This is a genomic window from Chlorobaculum tepidum TLS (assembly GCF_000006985.1).
GTDB lineage: Bacteria > Bacteroidota > Chlorobiia > Chlorobiales > Chlorobiaceae > Chlorobaculum > Chlorobaculum tepidum.
The window spans coordinates 324500-348903 of record NC_002932.3; the positions used below are offsets into that span (position 1 = coordinate 324500).

The 24404-nt window shown below is 57.6% G+C and carries 24 protein-coding genes and 1 tRNA gene; 9 read left to right on the plus strand and 16 right to left on the minus strand.

Features of this window, described 5'->3' with window-relative positions; genetic code table 11:
* The first annotated feature begins 52 nt into the window (after nt 1-52).
* The 3 genes from AYT24_RS01535 (at nt 53) to AYT24_RS01545 (ending at nt 4201) form a co-directional block, all read left to right on the plus strand.
* Nucleotides 53-268: a hypothetical protein gene (locus tag AYT24_RS01535; protein ID WP_010932002.1), complete on the plus strand. Its 216-nt coding sequence runs from the start codon at nt 53-55 to the stop codon at nt 266-268.
* Nucleotides 269-437: 169 nt separating this feature from the next.
* Complete coding sequence (gene ileS / locus AYT24_RS01540) at nt 438-3692, plus strand: isoleucine--tRNA ligase (protein ID WP_010932003.1); 3255 nt, start codon at nt 438-440, stop codon at nt 3690-3692.
* 65 nt (nt 3693-3757) lie between these two features.
* A complete protein-coding gene (locus AYT24_RS01545) occupies nt 3758-4201 on the plus strand; it encodes a TraR/DksA family transcriptional regulator (protein ID WP_010932004.1) in 444 nt (147 codons plus the stop codon).
* Between the two features lie 155 nt (nt 4202-4356).
* On the opposite strand, the gene purF is transcribed toward AYT24_RS01545, so the two are convergent.
* On the minus strand, nt 4357-5850 hold the full coding sequence (gene purF, locus AYT24_RS01550; RefSeq protein ID WP_010932005.1) for an amidophosphoribosyltransferase: 1494 nt from the start codon (nt 5848-5850) through the stop codon (nt 4357-4359).
* Between the two features lie 285 nt (nt 5851-6135).
* Between purF and AYT24_RS01555 the strand changes: the two genes are divergently transcribed.
* On the plus strand, nt 6136-6663 hold the full coding sequence (locus AYT24_RS01555) for a hypothetical protein (protein WP_010932006.1): 528 nt from the start codon (nt 6136-6138) through the stop codon (nt 6661-6663).
* 64 nt (nt 6664-6727) lie between these two features.
* Here AYT24_RS01555 and AYT24_RS01560 read toward each other — a convergent pair.
* Nucleotides 6728-6800, minus strand: a tRNA-Ala gene (locus AYT24_RS01560).
* A gap of 99 nt (nt 6801-6899) precedes the next feature.
* On the opposite strand from AYT24_RS01560, the gene AYT24_RS01565 reads away from it, so the two are divergent.
* A complete protein-coding gene (locus AYT24_RS01565) occupies nt 6900-7772 on the plus strand; it encodes a cell division protein FtsX (protein ID WP_164926835.1) in 873 nt (290 codons plus the stop codon).
* 22 nt (nt 7773-7794) lie between these two features.
* Here the strand turns inward: AYT24_RS01565 and nfo are convergent, their stop codons facing one another.
* The 4 genes from nfo to purN all read right to left on the minus strand — a co-directional run bounded on the left by nfo (nt 7795) and on the right by purN (nt 10952).
* Nucleotides 7795-8640, minus strand: coding sequence for a deoxyribonuclease IV (nfo, locus tag AYT24_RS01570; protein ID WP_010932008.1), 846 nt, complete (start codon nt 8638-8640; stop codon nt 7795-7797).
* Nucleotides 8641-8706: 66 nt separating this feature from the next.
* On the minus strand, nt 8707-9693 hold the full coding sequence (locus AYT24_RS01575; protein ID WP_010932009.1) for a glycosyltransferase family 2 protein: 987 nt from the start codon (nt 9691-9693) through the stop codon (nt 8707-8709).
* On the minus strand, nt 9694-10356 hold the full coding sequence (locus AYT24_RS01580; protein ID WP_010932010.1) for a 7-carboxy-7-deazaguanine synthase QueE: 663 nt from the start codon (nt 10354-10356) through the stop codon (nt 9694-9696). It abuts the gene before it with no gap.
* Complete coding sequence (gene purN, locus AYT24_RS01585; RefSeq protein WP_010932011.1) at nt 10353-10952, minus strand: phosphoribosylglycinamide formyltransferase; 600 nt, start codon at nt 10950-10952, stop codon at nt 10353-10355. The genes AYT24_RS01580 and purN overlap by 4 nt, the downstream gene beginning before the upstream one ends.
* Nucleotides 10953-11153: 201 nt before the next feature.
* Here purN and purH point away from each other — a divergent pair, with 201 nt between their 5' ends.
* Nucleotides 11154-12725, plus strand: coding sequence for a bifunctional phosphoribosylaminoimidazolecarboxamide formyltransferase/IMP cyclohydrolase (gene purH / locus AYT24_RS01590; RefSeq protein ID WP_010932012.1), 1572 nt, complete (start codon nt 11154-11156; stop codon nt 12723-12725).
* A 103-nt stretch (nt 12726-12828) separates the two neighbouring features.
* On the opposite strand, the gene AYT24_RS01595 is transcribed toward purH, so the two are convergent.
* Both AYT24_RS01595 and queG read right to left on the minus strand, forming a co-directional pair.
* Complete coding sequence (locus AYT24_RS01595) at nt 12829-13314, minus strand: DUF456 domain-containing protein (protein WP_164926836.1); 486 nt, start codon at nt 13312-13314, stop codon at nt 12829-12831.
* Nucleotides 13315-13447: 133 nt separating this feature from the next.
* Nucleotides 13448-14368, minus strand: coding sequence for a tRNA epoxyqueuosine(34) reductase QueG (gene queG / locus AYT24_RS01600; RefSeq protein WP_226986833.1), 921 nt, complete (start codon nt 14366-14368; stop codon nt 13448-13450).
* Nucleotides 14369-14491: 123 nt separating this feature from the next.
* Between queG and AYT24_RS01605 the strand changes: the two genes are divergently transcribed.
* Entirely contained in the window at nt 14492-16435 is a 1944-nt protein-coding gene (locus AYT24_RS01605; protein WP_010932015.1) for an FAD-dependent oxidoreductase, read from the plus strand.
* A gap of 51 nt (nt 16436-16486) precedes the next feature.
* Here the strand turns inward: AYT24_RS01605 and AYT24_RS01610 are convergent, their stop codons facing one another.
* The 8 genes from AYT24_RS01610 to AYT24_RS01645 form a co-directional block, all read right to left on the minus strand.
* Nucleotides 16487-17629 carry a serine hydrolase domain-containing protein gene (locus tag AYT24_RS01610; protein WP_010932016.1) on the minus strand — a complete coding sequence of 381 codons (1143 nt, stop codon included), beginning with the start codon at nt 17627-17629 and terminating at the stop codon, nt 16487-16489.
* A 17-nt stretch (nt 17630-17646) separates the two neighbouring features.
* Nucleotides 17647-18525 (minus strand): MlaD family protein, encoded by an 879-nt coding sequence (locus AYT24_RS01615; RefSeq protein ID WP_010932017.1) that lies wholly within the window; start codon nt 18523-18525, stop codon nt 17647-17649.
* A 25-nt stretch (nt 18526-18550) separates the two neighbouring features.
* On the minus strand, nt 18551-19285 hold the full coding sequence (locus tag AYT24_RS01620) for an ABC transporter ATP-binding protein (protein WP_010932018.1): 735 nt from the start codon (nt 19283-19285) through the stop codon (nt 18551-18553).
* A 1-nt stretch (nt 19286) separates the two neighbouring features.
* Nucleotides 19287-20084 carry an MlaE family ABC transporter permease gene (locus AYT24_RS01625; protein ID WP_164926837.1) on the minus strand — a complete coding sequence of 266 codons (798 nt, stop codon included), beginning with the start codon at nt 20082-20084 and terminating at the stop codon, nt 19287-19289.
* Between the two features lie 97 nt (nt 20085-20181).
* Nucleotides 20182-21048: a PHP domain-containing protein gene (locus AYT24_RS01630; protein WP_010932020.1), complete on the minus strand. Its 867-nt coding sequence runs from the start codon at nt 21046-21048 to the stop codon at nt 20182-20184.
* Between the two features lie 208 nt (nt 21049-21256).
* Complete coding sequence (locus AYT24_RS01635; RefSeq protein WP_010932021.1) at nt 21257-22105, minus strand: undecaprenyl-diphosphate phosphatase; 849 nt, start codon at nt 22103-22105, stop codon at nt 21257-21259.
* Between the two features lie 19 nt (nt 22106-22124).
* Complete coding sequence (rdgB, locus tag AYT24_RS01640; protein ID WP_010932022.1) at nt 22125-22805, minus strand: RdgB/HAM1 family non-canonical purine NTP pyrophosphatase; 681 nt, start codon at nt 22803-22805, stop codon at nt 22125-22127.
* 4 nt (nt 22806-22809) lie between these two features.
* Nucleotides 22810-23523: a pyridoxine 5'-phosphate synthase gene (locus AYT24_RS01645; protein ID WP_010932023.1), complete on the minus strand. Its 714-nt coding sequence runs from the start codon at nt 23521-23523 to the stop codon at nt 22810-22812.
* A 210-nt stretch (nt 23524-23733) separates the two neighbouring features.
* Between AYT24_RS01645 and AYT24_RS01650 the strand changes: the two genes are divergently transcribed.
* Entirely contained in the window at nt 23734-23961 is a 228-nt protein-coding gene (locus AYT24_RS01650) for an AbrB/MazE/SpoVT family DNA-binding domain-containing protein (RefSeq protein WP_010932024.1), read from the plus strand.
* Between the two features lie 3 nt (nt 23962-23964).
* Nucleotides 23965-24348: a type II toxin-antitoxin system death-on-curing family toxin gene (locus AYT24_RS01655; RefSeq protein WP_010932025.1), complete on the plus strand. Its 384-nt coding sequence runs from the start codon at nt 23965-23967 to the stop codon at nt 24346-24348.
* The last annotated feature ends 56 nt before the right edge of the window (nt 24349-24404 follow it).

A 24404-nucleotide genomic window follows, 5' to 3' on the forward strand; every position in this document is an offset into this window, starting at 1 on the left:
GTTGCGATCATGCGGCACTCCAGACGATTTTCAATCAAAATTCCGGTAGCATATGGCTGAAGAAATGAAATCTCCCAACCAGAATCAGCCGGTTGGTGACGTCGTGAAGGGTGATTTTGCGACCATTCTTGTTGGTCTGGGCACGATGCTCGACGGAGCGCTGACACCTCTGAGCAAAGTCGTCGCCTCGGCGCTTGATTCGATGACGGTTGTCGCGCACCAGATTCTCAATGGCATCAGCAATTCGATTGACAATAAGCAGCAGTAATTCTCCTTTCCCGGGACTTTCCCTCGTAGCGCATCTGAAGGCAGTCATCTCCGCTCGAAGGCTGCCTTTCTCTTTTCCTGCCGATTCTCGTATATTCAGACTTTTCCGCGAAAACGGGCCATAACCTGCTTTTCGCTTACGATATTTCCAGTTTGACATTTTCCAAGCCATGCCAGCCACCTATCCCGAGTACCCGTCCAGCCTTTCCTACAGCGCCATGGAGGCGCAAATCCGCGAGTTCTGGATCGAACGGAATATTTTCAGGAAGAGCCTCGAAAAGGATGCGCCCAAAGGCATCTACTCCTTTTACGAAGGCCCGCCGACGGTGAATGGAAAGCCCGGCGTGCACCACCTGTTCAGCCGCACCATCAAGGATGTGGTGTGCCGTTACCACACCATGCAGGGCTATCAGGTTCCGCGCAAGGCTGGCTGGGACACGCACGGCCTGCCGGTCGAAATCTCGGTCGAGAAGAAGCTTGGCCTAAAAAACAAGTCGCACGTCGAGGAGTACGGCGTGGGCGAGTTCAACCGTGAGGCGCGAGCGCTGGTTTATCACCACATCGACGACAACCGCGAGGGGTGGGGCAAGCTGACTGAGCGCATGGGCTATTGGGTCGATATGGACAGCCCTTACATCACCTGCGACAATAATTATATCGAGTCGGTTTGGTGGGCCCTGAAGACCATTTTCGACAAAGGGCTGATCTACAAGGATTACAAGATCGTGCCGCAGGATCCGAAGTCCGAGACCGTGCTCAGCTCGCACGAGCTGGCGCTGGGCTACAAAGAGGTGCAGGATCCGAGTGTCTATATCAAGTTTCGCCTGAAGGATTCGGGTGAAAGCATTCTCGTCTGGACGACCACGCCGTGGACGCTCATCTCGAACGTCGCCCTCGCCGTTGGCCGCGACATCGACTACGTGCGCGTCAAGCATCGCGAAACTGGCGAGGTGCTGATTCTGGCCGAGTCGCGCTTGTCGGTGCTTGTCGAGAAGATCGGCGACGAGTCGGCCTGGGAAGTCATCGACCGCTGCAAAGGCAGTGATCTCGAAGGGCGCGACTACGAGCCGCTTTTCAACTACTTTTCGCCGGAGCGCCGCGCATGGTACGTGGTGTGTGGCGATTTCGTTTCGACCGGCGAAGGTACCGGCATTGTGCACATCGCTCCGGCGTTCGGCGCGGACGACTACGAGCTGTCGAAGCAGTACCAGCTTCCGATGCTTCAGCCGGTGGCTCGCAACGGCTGCTTCACCGCCGAGGTTCCGGACTACGAGGGGATGTTCTTCAAGGATGCCGACAAGCCGATCATGCAGCGGCTCAAGGAGGAGGGCAAGCTCTACCGCCGCGAGACGATCCAGCACACCTACCCCTTCTCGTGGCGTTACGATGTGCCGGTGATCTACTACGCCCGCGAGTCGTGGTACATCCGCACTACCGACATCGCACCGCGCATGGTGGCGCTGAACAAGACGATCAACTGGAACCCGCCGGAGATTGGCACGGGCCGCTTCGGCAACTGGCTCGAAGAGAACAAAGACTGGGCGCTTTCCCGCGAACGCTTTTGGGGCACGCCGCTGCCGGTTTGGGTTGCCGAGGATTTCGCCATCGGCGATGGCCCCGACTCCGGCAAGCTCTTCGCGGTCGGCTCGGTCGCGGAGCTTCGCGAGGGCTTCATCGAGATTGATGGCGAAGAGATGAATCTCGGCGATGCGCTTGACAAGGGGCTCGTCGAACTCGACCTGCACAAGCCGTTCGTGGATCGCATCTGGTTCATCCGCGATGGCAAGCGCTTCAACCGCACGCCGGAGCTGATCGACGTCTGGTTCGATAGCGGCTCGATGCCCTTCGCCCAGCTGCACTACCCATTCGAGAACAAAGAGCTGTTCGACAAGACCTTCCCGGCGGACTTTATCGCCGAGGGCGTTGACCAGACGCGAGGCTGGTTTTACACGCTGCACGCCATCGCAACGCTCATTTTCGACCGTCCGGCCTACCGGAACGTCGTTGTCAACGGTCACATCCTCGACAAGAGTGGCCAGAAGATGTCCAAATCGAAAGGCAATGTGGTCGATCCGTTCGAGTCGATGGAGCAGTACGGCGCGGACGCTATCCGCTGGTATCTGATGATCACCAGCCCGCCGTGGCGCCCGAAGCTTTTCAATGCCGCCGAGATCGAGGAGGAGCAGCGCAAGTTCTTCCGCGCCTTCATCAACAGCTACAACTTTTTCGTGCTCTACGCGAACGTCGATGGCTTTCGCTACGAAGAGGCTGACATTCCGTTCACTCAGCGTTCGGAGCTTGACCGCTGGGTCCTCTCCAGCCTCAACACGCTCATCGCCGAAGTGACCAGCCGCATGGAGCAGTATGACCTCACGGGTGCGTGCCGTCTCATTGGCGACTTCACCGTTGATGATCTGTCGAACTGGTACATCCGCCGCTCGCGCAAACGCTTCTGGAAGGGGGAGATGGGGCCGGACAAGCTTTCGGCCTACCAGACGCTCTCGACGGTGCTCGAAACGCTCGCGAAGCTGATGGCTCCGTTCGTACCTTTCATCGCCGAAAAAATCTGGCTCGACCTGAAGAGCGTCGGTGGAACCTCGAAAGCCGAATCGGTGCACTTGGCCGACTGGCCGGTGGCCGATGAAAGCTGCATCGATGCGGCGCTCGAAGAGCGCATGAAGAAGGCGCAGATCATCACCTCGCTGGTGCGCACCATGCGCGAGAAGGCCGGCATCAAGGTGCGCCAGCCGCTCCGGCGCATCCTGCTCGCCGCCGCCGAACCCGGTTCGCGCGCCGCCTATGAGCTGGTATCGGACATCATCAAGGAAGAGGTCAATGTCCAGAAGATCGAGTATGTCGAGGACGAGGATGGCTCGGTTATCAGCAAGAAGGCCAAGCCCAATTTCAAGACCCTCGGTCCACGTTTCGGCAAGGACATGAAGCTGCTGGCCGAGGAGATCAGGATCATGAGTCACAAGCAGATTTCGCGCCTTGAAAAGGAAGGTTCCATCGAGATCGATCTCGGCGGACGCATCTGCACCGTGCTTCGTGAGGATGTTGACATCGTGCACGAGGACATCGAGGGGTGGCTGGTGGCGGCGGACGACGCGCACCGCATCATGGTGGCGCTTGACACCGAAATCACCGAAGAGCTTGAGATGCTTGGTCTGGCCCGCGAGCTGGTCAGCCGCATCCAGACGCTCCGCAAGGAGAGTGGTCTCGAAATTACCGACCGTATCGCTCTGACGATTGCGGGCAGCGAAAAGCTGCTGGCGGCGGCCAGAAAGAGCGAGTCCTATATTATGGACGAAACGCTTGCCACGTCGATTGTACTGTTGCCGCTCGACGATTCGCAGCCGGGCGACGGCGTGGAGCAGGTCAACAATGAATTGTGCCGGTTGTCGCTTGAAAAATCCGGTTCGTGATCGTATTATATAACTTCGTGTTTTTTTACGGTTTACCGCTGGGTTGCCGTTGGAACCTCTAAACCATGACCATCATGTCGAAGAAAACCAGCCCTGTTCAGGAAAGCCCTGTGGAGTCTACGGAAGAGACCAGACTGACCAGGACTTACCTGAGCGACGAGGAGCTCGAACACTTCAGGCAGCTTCTGCTGAAGCGGCGTGATGAGGTGCTGCGTGACCTCGATATTCTTCGCTCCTCACTGTCCGAGGAGAGTGTCGAGGACTCGATCAACTCGAACTACTCGATGCACATGGCCGATCACGGTACCGAAACCATGGATCGCGAGCAGCGCTTCATGTTCATTGCCCGTGACGAAAAATATCTGCACTACATCGATCAGGCTCTCGATCGCATCCGCAACAAGACCTACGGTATCTGCACCAAATCGGGCAAGCCGATTCCCAAGAAGCGTCTCGAGGCCGTGCCGCACACCTCGGTCAGGATCGAATTCAAGCAGACCAAGAAATAAAGCATCAACCTGTCCGGAACATTATCACAGATTGAAAAGGCTGTCCATACCGGGCAGCCTTTCGTTTTTTCCATAAAAAAAGAAAAGCCGTCTTGTCCGGAAGCGAAGACGGCTTTTTTATCTGGCGCGGTTTCTCGTTCAGCAAACAGGAAGGCTTAGTCGTTCTCTTCCTTGTCGGTCGTGGCGTCGGCGATCGGGATGGGGTAGTCGCCGCTGAAGCAGGCAGTGCAGTAGCTGCAGGTTTCGCCCTCGAATTCCGGTACGCTGTTCAGGAGGCCCTGCATGGAGAGATATCTCAGTGAATCCACGCCGATGTACTCCCTGATTTTTTCGATATCGCCCAGCTCGTGCTCGGCGTCAGCAAGCATGTGCGTGAGCAGTTGGCGCTTGGAGGGGAAGTCCATGCCGTAAAAGCAGGGATTGGTGATCGGTGGTGAGCTGATGTGCAGGTGAATCTCTTTCGGATTGGCCTCGCGAACCAGCTTGATGAGCATCTTGGCCGTTGTGCCGCGCACGATCGAGTCATCGACGAGGATGATTGGGCGGCCCTGCATGACGCCGCGCACGATGTTGTATTTCGAGCGAACCTTGATTTCACGGCTCTGAATGCCTGGCTGAATAAAGGTGCGGCCAACATAGTGGTTGCGGATCAGGCCGTGCTCGAAGCGCGCAGGCTTGCCGAGTTTGTTGCTTTCTCTGACGAAGCCGAGCGCAGCCGTGTTCGAGGAGTCTGGCACGCTGACTACGGCCAGCTCCTTGTCGTTGGGGTCTCGTTCGATCGTTGATTCCCTGGCCAGGTTCTTGCCGAGGTTCCGGCGCACCTTGTCAACCGAGTGCCGAAAGATGAAGCTGTCCGGGCGGGCGAAATAGACATACTCGAAGATGCAGCGGGCTTTGCGCTCGACAGGTGGAAGGTAGAGCGAAACCGGCTTTTCGTTGTCCACGGCGAGGTGGTCGATCAGGAGGATTTCACCCGGTTCGATGTCGCGGATGTACTCGGCCTTGATGATGTCGAAAGCACAGGTTTCGCTCGCTACGACGTAGGCCAGCTCACCGGTTGCGGGATCGATTTTCTTGCCGAGAGCCAAGGGGCGCACGCCGTAAGGGTCTCGCGCCGCAATCATCTGGTTGTTGGCCAGAATCACGATCGAAAAAGCTCCTTCTACCTGCCGCAATGCATCGTAAATCTGGTGCAGTGGCTCTTTTTCCTTGCTGCGCGCGGCAAGGTGCGGGATGATTTCGGTATCCGATGAGGCCTGGAAAATTACGCCCTCTTCGGTCAGCTCCTTGCGCAAAACTCTCGAATTGGTCAGGTTTCCGTTGTGGGCGATGGCGAGGCTGCCGGAGCGGTAGGTGAGGGAGAAGGGCTGGATATTGTTGTTCGATTTGGAGGCGCCGGTGGTGGAGTAGCGGTTATGGCCGATTGCTGCGTATCCGCTCAGGTTCTCGAAAATCTGTTCGTCCTTGAAAACTTCGGATACCAGCCCCAGCCCTTTATGCTGCTTGAACAGGGTCTTTTTCTTGGCCTTGTTGTATTCGGCAACGACGATACCTGCGGCTTCCTGTCCTCGGTGTTGTAGCGAGTAGAGGCCGTAAAAGGTATCTTCGGCGGGAGTTTTTGAATTAAAAACGCCGAAAACTCCGCACATATCAGTAAAATCTTGAGATTGTGTAAAATCTTTGCCTCTGAGAGGCAAGTGAAACTAATATATCAAGGAGAAACATAAAAACCATGAAAGAGAAATTGGGGCTTACATAACACACGCCAAACAGGTCATTTTGTCATCTGTCGTTCACTCCGGCTTTCCGAATAGTTCAATGGAGAATGAGCTCTGTTGTGACCTCTGAACTGCTTTGGCTGGAATGGAATAAGCGGTTCAGCCGTTGTTAGCAGACAGTAGTCAGAATATCTTTATTCACTCAACTGATCATCAATGAACTCATCCACGAAAAAAACTCCGTCACAATCGGTCTGGACATGGATTGTTATTACCCTGTTGTGGGGAAGCGTCTTCTTCGCTACCTCTACCTGGATTCTCGGCATCGTCTCCAGCTGGTTTGACGGTGGCGCATTCAGTCCTGATCGCGCCGAAGCGCTGCGCGTCTATGCAATGTATGTCCCTGCGCTGTTGGTTGTTGCGCTCTCGGCCATGGTGATACAAAGCCGACTCGATCCGGGCTGGCAAAAGCAGAGAGAGCGCGAAAAAGCGGTTCGGGCAGGAAAGCGTGAACAGCTTTTTGTTTCGTTTGCGGCCAGCATTGCCACGAGCTCTCTTTTCACTTTGTTGACGGCTGCTGCTCACATGCTCGCCGCGCCGGTTATCGGAACAGCTGTCAGTTTCAGCGTGAAGACCGTGCTGGTTGCGGCGGGGCTTAACATCGCGTTTGGAATTGCAGCGTCGCTGTTTGTGGGGATGATTTTTCTGGTGTTTGGCGTTGCGAAAGGGGGTTCGAAAGCGTGAAGCGTTCGGCGGAAAGGGCATAAAAAAAAGCGCAGGATAACCTGCGCTTTTTTTTTCTTTTCTGTGGAGCTAAGGAGACTCGAACTCCTGACCCTTTGCATGCCATGCAAATGCTCTACCAACTGAGCTATAGCCCCATCGACAAGGCTTAATTATCAGAAAAAAAATTTGCATTTCCAACAGCTTTTTTTGAATCTTGGGGGTGAAAGTTTTAAAAGCTGAAAAAAAATGACATTATGGGTCTGCTGTACAGTATGAAAGAGGGGTTTTCAGGGATTGGCCGGGCCAAACTTCCTGCTTTTGTGACCATAGCTGTCGGCTTTTTCTCACTGCTGTTGCTGGGCCTGTTCGGCACGGTCTCCCTCAGCTTTTATCAGGTGATTCAGGAGGTGCGCTCTCGCGTTGAACTGGAGGTTTTCTTTGATGAAACTGTCAACGACGATCAGGCGCGCTCGCTCGGAGAAAAGATGCAGGCGATTCCCGGAGTGGCTGCAACGCACTATATCTCGCGGGATGAAGCCGCATCGAGGTTCAGGCGTGATTTTGGAGAGGATGTCGTGACCATTCTGGGCATGAATCCCCTCCCTCGCTCGGTGACGCTGAATATCGATCAGCGTTACGCTCTTCCGGACAGCATCGCCGTTATCAGAAAGAAGCTCGAAGCCTTGCATCAGGGGCTTGACATTCGGTACAATCAGGAGTATCTGACAGGCATCGAGAAGAATGCGCGGCTTTTTACGCTCATTACTGCCGGAGTTGGCGGGGTGATCGCCCTGGCGACCATCATTCTGAACGCTTTTACCGTCCGGCTTGCCATGTACGCCCGGCGTGACCGCATCAAAACCATGAGGCTGGTCGGCGCGACCCGCTGGTTCATCAGTGCGCCGTTTCTTATCGAGGGTGCGGTGCTCGGGCTGGTTTCGGGTGGGCTGGCTGCGCTTGGTCTCTGGCTCATTTTCGAGCAGGCGCTTTTGCGCTACGAACCGGCGATCTACCAGATACTGCATCCATCGACTTACGTGATCTATCCGGGACTTGTCCTGCTCGGCATTGTGCTCGGTTTTTTCGGCAGCACCTGGTCGGTGGCCCGCTTCCTGCGCGTTTCCTGAGCGCTGCCGCCGGGATAAATGGCTACTCGTTGGTGAAGCCATAGAGCATCGCGATCTCTTCGGCCCAGCCCTCGGCATTGGGGGTTTCGAGTATCAGCGGTATCTCCTCGAGCGCCGGGTGACGCATGATGTGCGCAAAGGCGTCGATGCCGATCATCCCCTTGCCGAGGCACTCGTGCCGGTCAACCTTACTGCCGAGTTTCTGCTTCGCATCGTTCAGGTGCATTCCCTTCAGATAAAGCAATCCCACAACACGGTCAAACTCTCTCAGCGTCGCGTCGAATGCTTCCGGCGTTCTCAAATCGTAGCCACTGGCGAAAAGATGGCAGGTGTCGAGGCAGACGCCGACGCGCGACTTGTCCTCCACCAGTTCGATGATTCGCGCCAGATGCTCGAAGCGCCAGCCGAGATTACTGCCCTGTCCTGCCGTGTTTTCGATCACCGCTGTCACACCCGCCGTCGCATCGAGTGAGCGGTTCACCGATTCGGCGATGGTTTTGAGGCAGGCATCTTCATCAGTCAGATTGAGGTGGCTGCCGGGGTGGAAGTTCAGCATCGTCAGGCCGAGCGCCTCGGCGCGCTGCATTTCGGTGACGAACGCCTTGCGCGACTTTTCGATCTTGTCGGCTTCGGGAGCACCGAGGTTGATGAGGTAGCTGTCGTGCGGCAAAATATGCTCAGGCAGGAATCCTGCTTCATCGCAATTGCGCCGGAACGCCTCGATCGAGGCCGCCGTAAGCGGCGCGGAGTGCCACTGGCGCTGGTTGCGGGTGAACATGGCAAACGCTTTCGCGCCGATCTTTTGTGCGTTCAGCGGGGCGTTCTCGACGCCTCCGGCAATACTGACATGGGCGCCGACCCGTTTCATACTATCGTGTTGTTTGCAGGTTTTCGTGTGTTGATCAGAGCTTAACGACGATCTGCCGTTGAAGGTTCAATCGGTTAGCCTGTCGATGATCTCGTCCGGCAGGTTTGCGGTTTTGCGGATCGACCACCCGCCGTTGCGCGATGGCCGGGTTGAAAGCAGTTCGCCGAGCAGGCCGGTCGAGAAGAACTGCACGCCGAGGATGATGAGCAGGATGCCGAGGAACAGAATCGGCCGGTTGCCTGCCGGTTTGTCGAACAGGTACTTTTCGATGGTAACGTAAAGGCTGATGCAGAAGCCAAAGAAGAAGCTGCCGAGGCTCATCATGCCGAAAAAGTGCATCGGGCGTTTGAGGTAGCGGGTGATGAACATCACCGAAAGGAAATCGAACAGACCCGGCAGGAATCGCGATGCCCCAAACTTGCTCTTGCCGAACTTGCGCGCGTGGTGCATGACGGGAATTTCAGTGACGCGGAATCCTTTCCACTTTGCCAGCACCGGAATGTAGCGGTGCATTTCGCCGTGCAGGTCGAGCGAAGCGACGAGTTCGCGGCTGTAGGCTTTCAGGCCGCAGTTGAAGTCGTGCAGCGGGATGCCGCTGAAGAGGCGCGTCGTCAGGTTGAAAAGCTTCGAAGGCACGGTTTTACTCATCGGATCGTTCCGTTCCCGCTTCCATCCGCTCACCAGGTCGAATCCTTCGTTTATTTTCAGAACAAGGCCGGCGATCTCGCGCGGATCGTCCTGCATGTCGGCGTCGATGGTGACGACCACCTCACCCGACGCCGCTCGAAATCCTGCCGAGAGTGCCTCGGTCTTGCCATAATTCCGCCGGAACGAGATCAGTCGCAGCTCCGGCCTGTCAGTCATCAATTCACCGATCACCTTGTCGGAGCCATCGGTCGAACCGTCATCGACCATGATGATCTCGAAACTGAATTCGTCTCCGAAACATCGCTTCAGCTCGGAGCTTTTCAGCGCTGCGAACAGGCTTTCGCAGAATTCGGGAAGCGATTCCCGCTCGTTGTAGAGCGGCACGATGATGGAGAGGCTCGTCATTTATACACCTCTGGCGTCTGGGTTCCAGATGTACTTGTGCAGCTGGAGCTGCATCCGTACCGGGAGGCGGTCGCGTAGCATCCATTCGGCGAGGAGGCGCGGTTCGAGCTGGCCGAACACCGGGCCGAAGATGATCGAACATTTGCCGAGGATGCCGTGTCCGGCGATATACGATTTTGCCCACAGGTAATCCGCCTCCGAGGCGACGACGATCTTGAATTCGAAGCGTTCCGGCTCGTTGAGGGCGAGTGTGAAATTGGCGGCGCAATTATGCTCCATGACTCCCGACGACGGCGCCTTGATGTCGATGATCGCGTGCACACGCGGGTCAACGCGATCCACCGGCAGGAAGCCGCCTGTTTCGAGCAACACCACTGGATGCCGGTCGCAGAGCGCTGAAAGCAGCCCGAATGTCCCAGATTGAAGCAGCGGCTCGCCGCCCGTGACCTCGACGCACGGCGCATCAAACGCGAGTACGCGGTGCATGATCTCGTCAATAGTCATCGCAGTGCCCGGCTCCTCAGCGTAGGTTGTGTCGCAGTAACGGCAACCGTGGCCGCATCCGGCGAGGCGCACGAAGGCGCAAGGCCAGCCTGCAAACGAAGACTCACCCTGGATTGAGTAAAAAATCTCGCTGATATTGAGGGGGGCTTCCGTGCTCATGGCTGCTTGTCAAGCAGTTTTTCGAGCGCGGCGGGGTAGAGGCGATGCTCGCACCGGAGCACCCGCTCGGCGAGTGTTTTTGGCGTGTCGCCTGGCAGCACCGGCACATGATTCTGCATGATGATCCGGCCCTTGTCGTACTCCTCGTTGACGAAGTGAACCGTCGCCCCGCTCCGGGTTTCACCCGACGCGATCACCGCCTCGTGCACGCGCATTCCGTACATGCCATGGCCGCCGAACTGCGGCAGCAGCGACGGATGGATGTTCACGATTTTTTCCGGGTAGGCGGCAATCACCGCGTCCGGAATCTTGCGCAGATACCCGGCGAGCAGGATCATGTCGATCTGCCGATCCCGGAGTTCGCTCAGCATGGCGCGGGCGAAATCGTCATGCGAGCCGAACTGCGATTCCGAGAGGTGCAGTGTCTCGATGCCATACTCTTTTGCGAAATCGATCGCGCCGCACTGCGAGCGATTCGACAGGCACATCACGATCTCGGCAGGCAGCTCGCGTTCGATGATCGCGTGGAACAGCGCCTTGAAGTTTGAGCCCGTTCCCGAGCAGAATACCGCCAACCGTTTTTTCTTGTCAATCATGCAGATCGCGTACAAAGGATTTCGTGAATTCCCTCTAATATGCACCCGAACGTTGCTTTTTTCAAGCTGAAAGGTTCCCCGCGAACGGTTCAGTTAAGAGTGTGCCTGCGCGGAGTTGCAGTTCTCCGGTCGGTATAGTCGCGGATTTTTGTAAATTCCCGGTCTATTTTTGATTTCCGAACACAACACAACTCTCTGCTCATGCTTGATCCTGTCATCAAACGGGCGCTCGTGTCCGTTTCCGACAAAACCGGCATCGTCGATTTCTGCCGCGAACTGGCCTCGATGGATGTCGAAATCTTCTCCACCGGTGGCACGCTGAAATTACTTCAAGGTGCTGGTATCGTCGCGCAATCCATTTCGACCATCACCGGTTTTCCGGAGATCATGGACGGCAGGGTCAAGACGCTTCATCCGAAAATCCACGGTGGTCTGCTTGCCGTGCGCGACAACGCCGAGCACCAGAAGGCGGCCCGCGAGAACGGTATCCAGTTCATCGATCTCGTGGTGGTGAACCTCTATCCCTTCGAGGCAACTATCGCCAAAGCGGATGTGACTTTCGAGGAGGCTATTGAAAATATCGATATTGGTGGCCCATCGATGCTGCGCAGCGCGGCCAAGAACAACGAGTCGGTCACGGTGGTTACCGATGTCGCCGACTACGCCACCGTGCTTGACGAAATGCGCTCGAACGGTGGCGCGACCACGCGGGCCACCCGTCTGACGCTCGCGGCCAAAGTGTACGCGCTGACCTCGCGCTACGACACGGCCATTGCGGCCTACATGGCTAAAGCCGCTGGAGTCAAGGGCGCGGGCGACACGATGACCCTCAAGCTCGAAAAAGAGCTGAGCATGCGCTACGGCGAGAACCCGCACCAGAGCGCCGGACTCTACAAAATGGACGATGGCAACGGCGTGCGTTCGTTCAGCGCGATTTTCGAGAAGCTGCACGGTAAAGAGTTGTCGTATAACAATATGCTTGACATCGCCGCTGCGACTGGTATCATCGAGGAGTTTCGCGGCGAGGAGCCGTCGGTGGTGATTGTCAAGCACACCAATCCGTGCGGCGTCGCGCAGGCGCCGACGCTCTGCGAGGCCTACCGCAAAGCCTTCTCGACCGACACGCAGGCTCCGTTTGGCGGTATCATCGCCTTCAACCGCCCGCTCGACATGGAGACAGCCAGCGCGGTCAACGAAATCTTCACCGAGATTCTCATCGCTCCGGCTTTCGAAGATGGCGTGCTCGAGATGCTCATGAAGAAGAAGGACCGCCGTCTCGTGCTCCAGAAGCAGCCGTTGCCGAAAGCTGGCTGGGAGTTCAAGTCCACGCCGTTCGGCATGCTCGTGCAGGAGCGCGACAGTAAGACGGTTGCTCCTGAAGAGCTGAAGGTGGTCACGAAGCGCCAGCCGACCGCTGAAGAGCTGGCCGACCTGATGTTCGCCTGGAAGATCGTGCGGCACATCAAATCCAACACGATCCTCTACGTCAAGAACCGCCAGACCTTCGGCGTCGGCGCGGGCCAGATGTCGCGCGTCGATTCATCGAAAATCGCCCGCTGGAAAGCCTCGGAAGTGGCCCTCGATCTCAGGGGATCGGTTGTCGCCTCCGACGCCTTCTTCCCCTTCGCCGATGGCCTTCTCGCTGCCGCTGAAGCTGGGGTAACCGCCGTCATCCAGCCGGGTGGTTCGATCCGCGACAACGAAGTCATCGAAGCCGCCGACGCCAACAATCTCGCAATGGTCTTCACCGGAATGCGCCATTTCAAGCACTGAGGTAGCAGAAAAAGACAGAGAACTGCAAGGGCAGCAGGAACAACGTGATGAGCGTTGTTCCTGCTGCCTTTTTGTTTTTACTGCTATTCCGGGATTGTATTTCTCACAAAAACCGCACTACGACAAACACCCCAACCATAGTAAATGCCACGGCGATCCGGGCAGCTATGCCGATGGCCATACCGATCCAGACTCCGAATCCGGCGGTGCTGGCGGTGCGGAGGTCTTTCTGGGCGTAGAGTTCACCACCGACGGCTCCGGCAAAGGGGCCGATGATGATGCCTGGCAGTCCGAACATGAGCCCAATGATCGTGCCGATTGCCGCGCCGATGATGCCGTATTTGCCTGCGCCGAAGCGTCTTGCTCCGAGCAGCCCGCCGAGAAAGTCGATGAGGTAGGCCGCCGCGGTGAGCACGCCGAGGATGGTGAGCGTTCCCCAGCCGACATAGACGAAGCCTTCCGCCCAGGCGGCGAAGACGAGGCCCGCGAAGATGAGCAGCACGCCGGGCAGACCGGGCAGCAGCAGGCCTGCGAATCCGGTAATGAGCAGAAGCGCAGAGGCGAGCCAGAGGATGGTGGAGGTTTCCATAATCAGTGGAAGATATTGGGCTGAAGCCTTGAATTTTTTATCTGATGGCTGACCCCGGCTTGAAAGCCAGGGCAATATGAATGTAAAAGTTCTGGATGTCCGAAGGGTTGAAACCCTTTGGAATGTTTATCGTTCAGCTTTTTGATTGGCTCTTGTTTGCAACCGCTGCCCGTGCGTTGCGTTTCAGGCGACGGAGGCCGAGGCGCAGGGCGGGGGTTCCGGCGAAGCGTTTTCGGAATTGCGAATGGGTGAGTTCGAGGGCTTTTTCTGGTGTCAGGTTGACGAGTTCTTTTTTTTGCTCAAAGCCGGGGTAGCCTGTTGCTTCGATGTTTGCGTTGTGCGGGCAGGCGTCGAGGCAGTGGTCGCAGCCGTAAAACCAGCCGTTGGTCATCGCGGCTTCCTCGTCGGTGAAGTCGCGTTTCAGCTCTATCGTCAGGTATGAAATGCAGCGCCGGGCGTCGAGTTTTCCGGGGGTGTTGAGCGCTCCGGTGGGGCAGGCGTCGAGGCAGGCGGTGCAGTCGCCGCAGGGGTTCCAGTCGAGCGGTGTGTCGGGTTCAAGTTCGAGGTCGAGCAGCAGTTCGCCGAGGAACACTCGCGAGCCGTAACCGGGCACGATAAGCAGCGTGTTCTTGCCGGTGCGCCCGATTCCGGCGGCTTCGGCCCACTCTTTTTCGAGCACTGGCGAGCTGTCAACGCAGATTTGTCCGTTGATCGGATGGTCGCAGATCGAGCGGATGAAGTCGAGCAGCTCCTTCAGCAGTTCACCCACGACGCGGTGGTAGTCCGGAATGACGGCGTAGCCGGAGATCGCGCCGGGCTTCGCGGGCGCGGGCCACGGCAGGGCGGCGGAAAGGACGCTCTTGACGCCCGGCAGAAGCAGCTCCGGATTGGCGCGAGCTTCGAGGCCTGTTTCGAGGTAGCCCATCTCGCCGTGCCGTCCCTCGTCGATCATCGCGCGGTACTCCTTCATCGCCTCATTCAGCGTGTCGGCGGCGGCGAATCCGACGGCGCAGAAGCCGAGGCTGAGGGCTTTCCGGCGGATTGTTTCTTTCATTGTAAGCCGCTTTTCAGACATATCGATTCACCATTGGTTGCGATAACATCCATTTATTCTTAAATATACGAGTCAACTTCACGTAGTTGTTTCGCAACCTTTCGAACCGCCACCAATTCCTTCATGCAGCGACGCGAGTTTTTCCAGCATTTCCTCAAACGCGCCGGTATCGGGGCGGGCGCTCTCGGTGCCGCAACCGCCGGTCTTGTCGGCTATTACCAACCGCGCAAGGAGGTCTTCGACACCTCCGGCAAGAACAACGACGAGCTGGCAGAAAAGCTGACGACGCCTAAAAAAGCGGTGGTGATTGGCGGCGGGCTGGCGGGCATCAGCTCGGCGCTGGAACTTGCGCGTCGGAACTTCGAGGTGACGCTGGTCGAGGCCTCGCCGTCGCTGGGCGGCAAGCTGACTGGCTGGTCCATCGAGGCGCTCGGCGAGCAGTTCCCGGTGGAGCATGGCTTTCACGGCTTTTTCGACCAGTACTATAACCTGAACGAAATGTTCGCCTCGGCGGGCATCGGCAGCGACATGTTCACCGCCTCGCCCGGCTATCCGGTCATCTTCAGCGACCGGCAGGTCGAGGTGTTCGGCCAGACGCCGAAGTGGTTTCCGTTCAACATTCTCTCGGTGGTGCAGCAGTCGAAACGGCTCGACATCATGTCGTTCCTGAAGGATTATCCCGGACTGTGGCCGGTCATCAGCATGTTCCGCTACCAGTACGACCGCACCTTCCGCGACTGGGACAGCATTGATTTCATGACCTACTGCCGGCGTGGCGAGGTGCTTCCGGCCTTCATCGACACCGTGCTGCATCCTTTCTCGGACGCCACGATGAACCGCATGGAGGTGCTCTCAGCCGCCGAGGCGATGCGTTACTTCCATTTCTACTTCATGGGCAGTCCGGAGGGGCTGGCTTTCCGGATCATCACGAAGGATTGCATGAGCGCCCTCATCGAGCCGCTGGAGCGCAAGATGACGTCGCTGGGCGTGCGGGTGCTGAAAGGGCGCAAGGCACAGAACCTCGTGATGCAGGATGGGCGCGTCACGGCGGTGCGGCTCGACGGCGCGGGAGCTGCGAATGGCGAGGTGGCGTCGATTCCGAAGCGCGAGGTGCCAGTGACCGGATGGCTGCAACACATGTCCGACGCGGGGATTCCCGTGCTGGTGGCGCGGCGAGGTGCGTCGTGGGTGGCCCTCGACGGGCGCTGCACTCACATGGGTTGCCCGGTGGCTCCCGAAGTGTCAACAGGAGGCTTTCATTGCCCCTGCCACGATGGCCGCTTCAACGCAGAAGGGCTTCCGGTGAGTGGCCCGCCGAAAGCGCCGCTGCCCCGGCTCGATGTGCGGGAAGCGGGGGAGATGCTCGTCATCGGGCAGGCGTCGTCAAGCTCGTCGCCGGTGGTTGTCACCGCTGAGGAGCTGCCGTGCGATTACTGCGTGGTGGCTTCGGGCGTGCGCGGTACCCGCGAGCTGATCGCCTTGACCCGGCCTGGCAACAGTGGCTTCGCCGGTCAGGTGGCCGCGCTTGGTGAGGCCGATCCCTACGTCGTCTGGCGCGTTTGGCTCGACCGCCCGTTACCATCCGCCGACTTTCCGTTCTACACCGTCTCGGGCTACACCTACACCGACTCGATCACCTTTTATTCGAGCTTTCAGCAGCCCTTCATCGACTGGGCCAAGCGCACCGGTGGCTGCGTCGTCGAGCTGCACGCCTACGCCGTCGCGCCGCAAGACGTGCGCCCCGAGCCGGAGATCCGCGCCACGATGTTGCAAGAGCTGCACGCCATGTTCCCGGAATCGAAAAACGCCACGATCCGGCACGAAATTTTCATGATGCAATCAAACTTCACCCGCTGGGCACCCGGCGACCATGCCAAACGCCCCGGCGTCGAAACACCCTATGCCAACCTCTTTCTGGCGGGCGACTGGGTAAGCACCAAAGCCCCGGTTTTCCTGATGGAAGCCGCCGTCTTCACGGGCCGTATGGCCGCCAACGCCATTTCTGCAAAAGAGTCGCTGAGGCAGAAGCCGTTGCCGATTGTGCCGATGAACGGGATTTTTGCTTAAAACAGAAATTGAGGTCAATATCGAAAGGAAAAATCTCAAAAACAGAATTTCTCATTTTTCCTCAACACACTCCACTACCGTATCATGCAACAGTGGTCGGAATGTGCGAATCTTCTTGTTTTCCTCGGTCGGCCAGACTCTGTTGCTCAATAAAATCACCGCTAAATCTTTTTCCGGATCGACCCAGATGCTGGTGCCGGTGAAGCCGAGGTGGCCCCAGGAGTTGGCGGAGAAGCGGGTGCCTGCGGATGATTTTCCGGGGGTGATGATGTCCCAGCCGAGCGCTCGCGGGGCATCGGTTTTCCTGAGAAACATCCTGACCGTTTTTGCCTGGATGTAGCGGTGGCCGTGGTATTCGCCGCCGTTCATCAGCATCCGCACCATCTTTATCAGATCACCTGTCGTCGTGAAAAGGCCCGCGTGGCCGGCGGCTCCGCCGAGAAGGGCGGCGTTCTGGTCGTTGACGAGCGGGCGCGGCGTCGGGAGTGTCCAGGTGGTGTCGGGGGCGGTCGGGGCGATTCGCGTCCGTAACCCGGCGGGCGGGTTGAACAGCGTCGATCTCATGCCGAGCGGCGCGGCGAAGCGGGCGTGGAAGTTTGCCGGAAGGCTCTGGCCAGTCAGCTTTTCGATGATTCTTCCGAGCAAGATGAAGTTCAGGTCGCTGTACTTCGTCTCGCTTCCCGGTCGATAGGTGAGCGAGTCCTGCTCGATGGCGCGGAAAACGTCGCTGGGCGTGCGGCAGGTTTTGGCGTAGAAAACGTGTGGGCGGAGGCCGGAGGTGTGGCGCATGAGCTGCTCGATGGTGATGCGCTCCTTGCCGTTGCAGGCGAAGCCGGGCAGGTAGCGTGCGACAGGCGCGTGCAGGTCGAGCGAGTCGCGCTCGACGAGCTGCATGGCGATGCTGGTGGTGACGACCGCCTTGGTGAGCGAAGCAGCGTCGTAGATTGTCGTGGTGTCCGCCGGAGCGCTTTGCGGGTCATAGGTGAGCCGCCCGAACGCTTTGTGATATACCGTCTTGCCCCGGTAGATCACCGCAAGGCTCGCACCGGGGAAGACGCTATCGTGCACCGCACCGTTCAGGAGCGTATCGAGCTTTCTGAAATCCGCCGCACCTGCGTTTGCCGGAAATGCGGCGGCCATCAGCAGAATGACCGCACAAGCGAGGGCGGCGGTGAGTTTCCGGAGCAGGCGCATAAGCGTTCGGGATGCGGTCAGAAGAGCGTGAAGCGCACGTACCGGTTTGGCCTCTTTTTCAGATCGATAAGCAGGGTGTCGAGCGAGATCAGCGTCTTGCTCAGGTTGTTGTAAAGCGCCGGATCGCTGTTGAGCTTGCCGAGCGTGCCCTTCCCTTCGTTGAGCTGCTTCATCAGTGTCTCGGTTTCGGCGGCGGCGTTTTTCAGGTTCACAATGGTCTGCTCGGTGTTGTCGGCCAGCGACTTGTCGTTGATCAGCTTCGGCAGCAGCCCTTTGCCGTTGTGAAGTTCCGCACTGACTCTGGTCAGCTCGTCTGAACTTTTGCGCAGGTTCATCACGGTTTTCTGCAGGTCTTCGCCCATCTGCTTGTCCGAAATGAGCCGTCCGGCAGGGCCGTCGCCGTTGTTGAGCTTGTCGAGCAGCGTGTTGAGCTTTTCGATGGTGCTCTTGGCATTGTCGGTCAATGCGGAAAGTCCGTCTTCGGGCACGAGCTGGATGAAATCACCCTCCTTGACCGGCTTTCCGGTTCCCGCCTTGATGTCTACATATTTGTCGCCCAGCACGCCGAGAGAGCGAATTGAGGCCTTCGAGTCTTTGGTGACGAGGTTTGCATACTCGTTCTGCAACTTCAGTTCAGCTACCACGAACAGCGAGTCGTTCTGAGTGCTGAAGTCGAGTTTCGAGACCGTGCCGATTTTTTTGCCGGCGACCGACACGAAGTTGTTTTCCGCGAGACCGTTGACATCCCGGGTCATGACCTTGATGGTGGTTACGCCGGTGAAAATGCTGGTGTTTTTACCAATTACCAGGCCGAGATAGGCCGCAAACCCGAGTCCAAGCAGGAAAAAAATGCCGGTTTTCAGGTCGCTCCATTTCAGTTCTTTCAGATTTCTCATGCTATCGCAGGGGTCTTGAAAAAAATTAAAGTTCGAGGATTTTATCCGACAGGATCGACTTGATGAATGGATGCTGCGAATCGTGCAGCTGTCCGGTCGGGCCGTCAAAGATGATTTTGCTCTGGTACAGTACGGCCACTTCGTCGGCGATGGCGAACACGTCGTCGATGATGTGCGTCACGAACACCGCGCCGAGGTCGTTGCTCTTTTTGAGCGAGGCGATCAGGTTCAGAATCTTGTGCGAACTGACCGGGTCGAGACCGGCGGTTGGTTCGTCGAAGAGGATCATCTTCGGATTGAAGATCAGCGCCCGCCCGATGGCCACGCGCTTTTGCATGCCGCCGCTGAGGCTTTCAGGGAGTTGATCTTCGTAGCCTTCGAGGCCCGCGAAACGGATCTGCTCGGCCACCCGGCGGTCGATCTCGTCATCCGGAAGCTGCAGATTCTCCCGCAGGAAAAAACTCATGTTTTGGCTGATGGTCATTGAGTCGAAGAGTGCGTTGCCCTGGAAGACGATGCCCATTTTGCGACGGATCGGGTAGAGGTCGGCCTCCTTGAGTGGCGTGATGTCCACCCCATCGACGAATACCTGCCCGCTGTTGGGCTTGATGAGTCCGAGCATGAGCTTGATGATCGTGCTCTTGCCGACGCCGCTAGGGCCGAGTATCGCCTTGATGGTGTTGTCCTGCACGGTCAGCGAAACCTTGTCGAGAATCACCTTTTCGCCATATCTGAGTGTGACGTTCCGGAGTTCAATCATATCAGTGCATGATGTCGAACACGAGTTTCGAGACGTAGAAATTGGCTACCAGCACCAGACCCGACGAAGCAACAATACCCTTGATGGTCGATCGGCCTACGCCCGCCGTGCCGCCCCGTGCCGAGAAGCCGTTGAAACTGCTGACCAGTGTGATGATGATGGCGAAGACCGGCGCCTTGAGGAAGCTGACGACGAAGTCCATCGGCAAGAGGCGCGGGTAGATCGAGTTCCAGAAGATGCCGGGGTCGAGTTTGTGGTAGTACTGGGCGACGAGGGCACCGGTTTGCAATCCGGCGAAGTCGGAGAGGGCGATGAGTGGCACGAACATGATGAGGGCGGCCAGCAGCCTCGGCATGACGAGTTTGGCGATCGGGTCGGTGCCGAAGGCGCGCAGGGCGTCGATCTGCTCGGAAATCTGCATCGCGCCCAGCTCCGCGCCGTTGCGCGCGCCGTAGCGGGCCGAGAGCATGAGGCCCATTAGCAGGGGACCGAGCTCGCGGAGCACAGCGTTCGAGGTGGAGCGACCAAGCATCGTTTTCGCACCAAATTCTTCGAGCAGGTTGCCAACTTCCATCGACATTAAGGCCCCGATGGAGATCGAGCTGACCAGCACGATCGGGATCGACTCGACGCCACAGATGAACGCCTGGTCGAGCACGTCCCGCCAGTAACGCTTCGCCTTGGGCAGGGTGGCGAAGGCCCGGAGCGCGAAATAGAAAAATTCCTGCATGGTCAGCACAAGCTCCTTGAAGCGGAGCATCTTGCTTTCTACGTAGTTACCAATGAGCGTCGCTGCCATAATTACTGGTTCAATTCATCAAAAAACGCAGAGCACGGCGTTCCGGTGCAAGTATATGAAAACCTGACCGAAATTTCAGCCAAAGGGCGGAAAAATCTCACTCTTTGACTGCCGGGGCAAGCCGGCTTTTCATTTTGGTTACCCATTCGTAGGGTATCCAGACCTGTCCGAAGTTGTCTTCGTGATCCTTCGGACCGTGGTAATCCGAGCCGCCCGAAAAGAGCAGGAAGTACTCGTTGGCGATTTCGCGGTAGTAGTTCTGGCGGTACGTGTCATGCGAAGGATGGATGATTTCGAGGCCATCCAGTCCGAAAGAGATGAGCTGCCGGAGGATTTCATCGGGCACGTTCTGCGCCGGATGGGCGAGGAACGACAGGCCGCCCGCTTCGTTAATGAGGCGGATGACCTCTTCCGGATGCGTTTCAATGCTTTTGACGTAAGCCGGGCTGTGCGAGCCGAGGTACTTGCTGAACGCTTCGCTGAAACTTTTGACAAAGCCTTCGTCCTGAAGCACCGCCGCGATGTGCGGACGTCCCACGCTGCCGTTCTGGGCCTTCATGATGATCTGTTCGATCTCGATCTTGACGCCCATCTTCGCCAGTTTCTGTACCATGCGTTCAGCCCGTTCTGTGCGGAGAAGGCGGCAGTGATCCAGATACCCTTTCAGCTCCGATTGCTGATAGTCAAAAAAATAACCGAGGATATGGATGTCATACCCTTTATAGGCCGAGCTCATCTCTACACCGGGGATAAGCTCCAGACCCAATTCGAGTGCTAATGGCTTTGCTTGGTCTATACCCGTGACGGTATCATGATCGGTGATGCTGATGGCTTTCAGCCCGACATGAATCGCCTTGTGCACGATCTCTTCTGGCGTGAACAGACCGTCCGAACATTTGGTGTGTATGTGTAAATCTGCTTTATCAAAGCCATTATGCCCTACACCTGACGAGCTGTATGGCATGGCCAAAGTTTTGTTTAGTGTTTTTCTTCAATCTGACTATATAATAAAATTTCCTTCTCTCTTGTATAGATTGACAATAATTTTTTGCCGTTGAAAGTTGCATGGTGACCGGATGGTGCGTCAGGGCGCAGGCGTGGAAGGATAATTTCATATCCGGTGACAGGGGCAGCGGTCATCTGTAGGGGCAGGCCTCGCGCCTGCCTTGATTTCACGGCAGCAGGTGGCCAGTGCCGATCATGACGATGAGGCCGATGCCCAGGATCAGGCGGTAGGCGATGAAGATACCGGTGGTGTGGCGCTTGAGGTAGTTGAGCAGAAAGGCGATGGAGAGGTAGCCGAAGATGAAAGCGGCGATGGTGGCGACGGCGAGGTTGAGCATGTTGTGCGTCGATGACATGATCTCCTGCCGGGTCTGGTAGAGTTCGAGCATTCCGGCGGCGAAGACCGATGGCAGCGAGAGCAGGAACGAAAAACGGGCGGCGGTTTCGCGGTCGAGGTTGCGGAACAGGCCGCCGGTGATGGTGACGCCGGAGCGCGAAGAGCCGGGAATGAGCGCCATTGCCTGGGCAAGTCCGATGATGATGGCGTCCGTCCAGCTGAGTTCATTGATCGATTTGCCTCTGCGCCCGTCTCGAGCGCGATTTGCGGTGTGCTTTTCGGCTACGACGAGCACAAGTGCCAATCCGATCATCGAAGCGGAGACGATGTAGAGCGAGCGCAGAACGGTTTCGATCTCGTGCTTGAAGGTGAGTCCGAACACGACGATCGGTATTGTGCCGACCGCGATCATCCAGCCCGTCCGCGCCTCGTCCGTTCCGAGCGGCTTGCCCTTGACGAGACCCGAGATCACTGCGCCCGAGATCGAAACAATGTCCTTTGCGAAGTAGATCAGCACCGCCGCGAGCGTGCCGATCTGGATGATCGCCGTGAAGGCCGCGCCCGGATCGCCCCATCCCATGAGAGCCGGGACGATGCGCAAGTGCGCAGAGCTGCTGATTGGCAGAAATTCGGTGAGACCCTGAATGATGCCGAGGATGATGGCCTGGAAGAGGTTCATTGGATGGTGGTGGATTCTGTTACTGGATTCCGCATTGTGAAAGGTACTCGCCGATGCGCTTTGCCGCCGCCACGACGGCGCGGCCACGGTGGCTGATGGCGTTTTTTTCGTCGATACCGAGCTGGGCGAAAGTTCGATCCATTCCTTCCGGTGCGAAGACCGGATCGTAGCCGAAACCGCCGTTGCCCTTCGGCTCCGTGGTGATGAGGCCGTCGATGTGCCCGTCCGTGGTTTCCTCGATCTCCACCGCGGAGCCATTCGCCGCAGGCAGGCGGCCCTTCATGGCGATGACTGTCCGGAAACGGGCGGTGCGCTTGCTCTTGCCGCGCATCTCTGAAAGCAGGTGACGGACGTTGTCTTCGTAGGTGCGGGCGACGCCTTCCGGCACGGGCGCGTAGCGGGCAGAGTAGACGCCGGGCGCGCCGCCGAGCGCATCAACTTCGAGGCCGGTGTCGTCGGCGAGCGCGATGAACCAGTCGAGGCGCGGCGCGACCAGCTCGAAAATCGCATCGGCCTTGAGCCGCGCGTTGCCTTCGAGGGTTGGTTCGGTCTCCTCGACGTCGATGTCGAGGCCGAGGTCATGGAGCGAGCGGACGTGGATGCCGGAGGCGAGAGCTTCGAGTACCGGCTTCAGCTCGCGAACCTTGTCCTTGTTGCCGGTGGCGAGAACGATGGTGATTTCGGGATGTTTCGGTTCCATAGCGTTACCGGCGGATGAGATCGAGGATTTCCTGGATGGCTGCCGGAAGGCCGATGAACACGGCGCGTGAGATGATGGCGTGGCCGATGCTCACCTCCTCGATGTCGTGCAGCTCCTTGAACGGAGCGATGTTCAGTACGCTCAGGCCGTGCCCGGCAACCACGGTCAGCCCCATTTCGCGGGCGATGCGCGCCGAATTGCGGATGCGTTCCAGCTCGTAGGCCGTCTGTTTGTCGCTGGTGCAGAGCGAGTAGGTACCGGTGTGGAATTCGACGATGTTCGCCCCGGCTTCGGCAGCGAGTTCGATGGCCTCCTCTTCCGGCTCGATGAAGACGCTGACGCCTATCTCCTTGTCCCGCAACGGTTTGACGAATTCCGTGAGGCGGGTGAAGTGCTTCTGGATGGCGAATCCACCCTCGGTGGTCAGCTCCTCGCGCTTTTCGGGCACAAGCGTCACCAGGTCGGGCCTGACCGAGAGCGCGATTTTCTGCATCTCGTCGGTCATGGCCATTTCGAGGTCGAGCTTGGTGGTGATCTCCTCTCGCAGCCGTGCGAGGTCGTCGTCCTTGATGTGGCGGCGGTCTTCGCGCAGGTGGCAGACGATACCTGCCGCGCCGTGCTTTTCGGCGAGCAGAGCGGCTTCGACGGGATCGGGATGCCCTTCGTTGCGAGCGTTGCGCAGGGTGGCAATATGGTCAATATTGACGGCAAGTCTCATGGTTGTAGTCTCTTATGCGATGTTCATGCTTGGGGAATTGTCCCGGTGATTTGAGAAGATAGATAAAACAAAAGAAACAAAACGTAAAATCAGCGGTAGGGAGGGGGATGGAGGTGTGGCTGTATTCGGATGCTTGCTTCGGGAACTTGGCGGTGAAGCGGTAGTGTTATAACTTTGTATTGACATCATTATGACATCATAGGTTCAATCATGGTAAAGCAACTGACGAAACACGGAAACAGCATGGCGATGGTTATCGACAAACCGATTCTTGAATTGATCGGTGCCGATGCCGATACTCCGTTTGAAATCACGACGGATGGTCAGGCGCTCATTCTCACGCCGTTGAAAAATCCCAAAGGGGGCGAGGCGTTCGGTGTGGCGCTTGAAAAGGTGAATACCCGTTATGCCAGGGCGTTGAAAAAACTTGCAGAATAGGTGATGAGATTTCTGGACCTTCACGAGGTTCTGCACATCCATCGCGATCAGATCACCCGTTATGGCGGAACGCTCGGCGTCCGGGATATGGGCCTGCTCACCTCGGCGATTGCCATGCCGACGGCGATGTTCAAAGGCGATTTTCTGCATACCGACATTTATGAAATGGCTGCGGCATACCTTTTCCACTTGGTGAGGAATCACCCGTTTCTTGACGGAAACAAACGGGTTGGCGCGGTGTCAGCCATCGTTTTCCTCGCGTTGAACGGATACGATTTCGAAGCGCCGGAAAATGATCTCGTCGAAATGGTTTACGGCGTGGCGAGAAGTGAGTTTGAAAAATCTGATGTTGCGCTGTTTATGAGGAGATGGAGCGTGAAATGGTGATTGTGGATGAGCAGTTGCATAACGTAACACTCAGGGGAAACCAAGGCTTTTCCTGA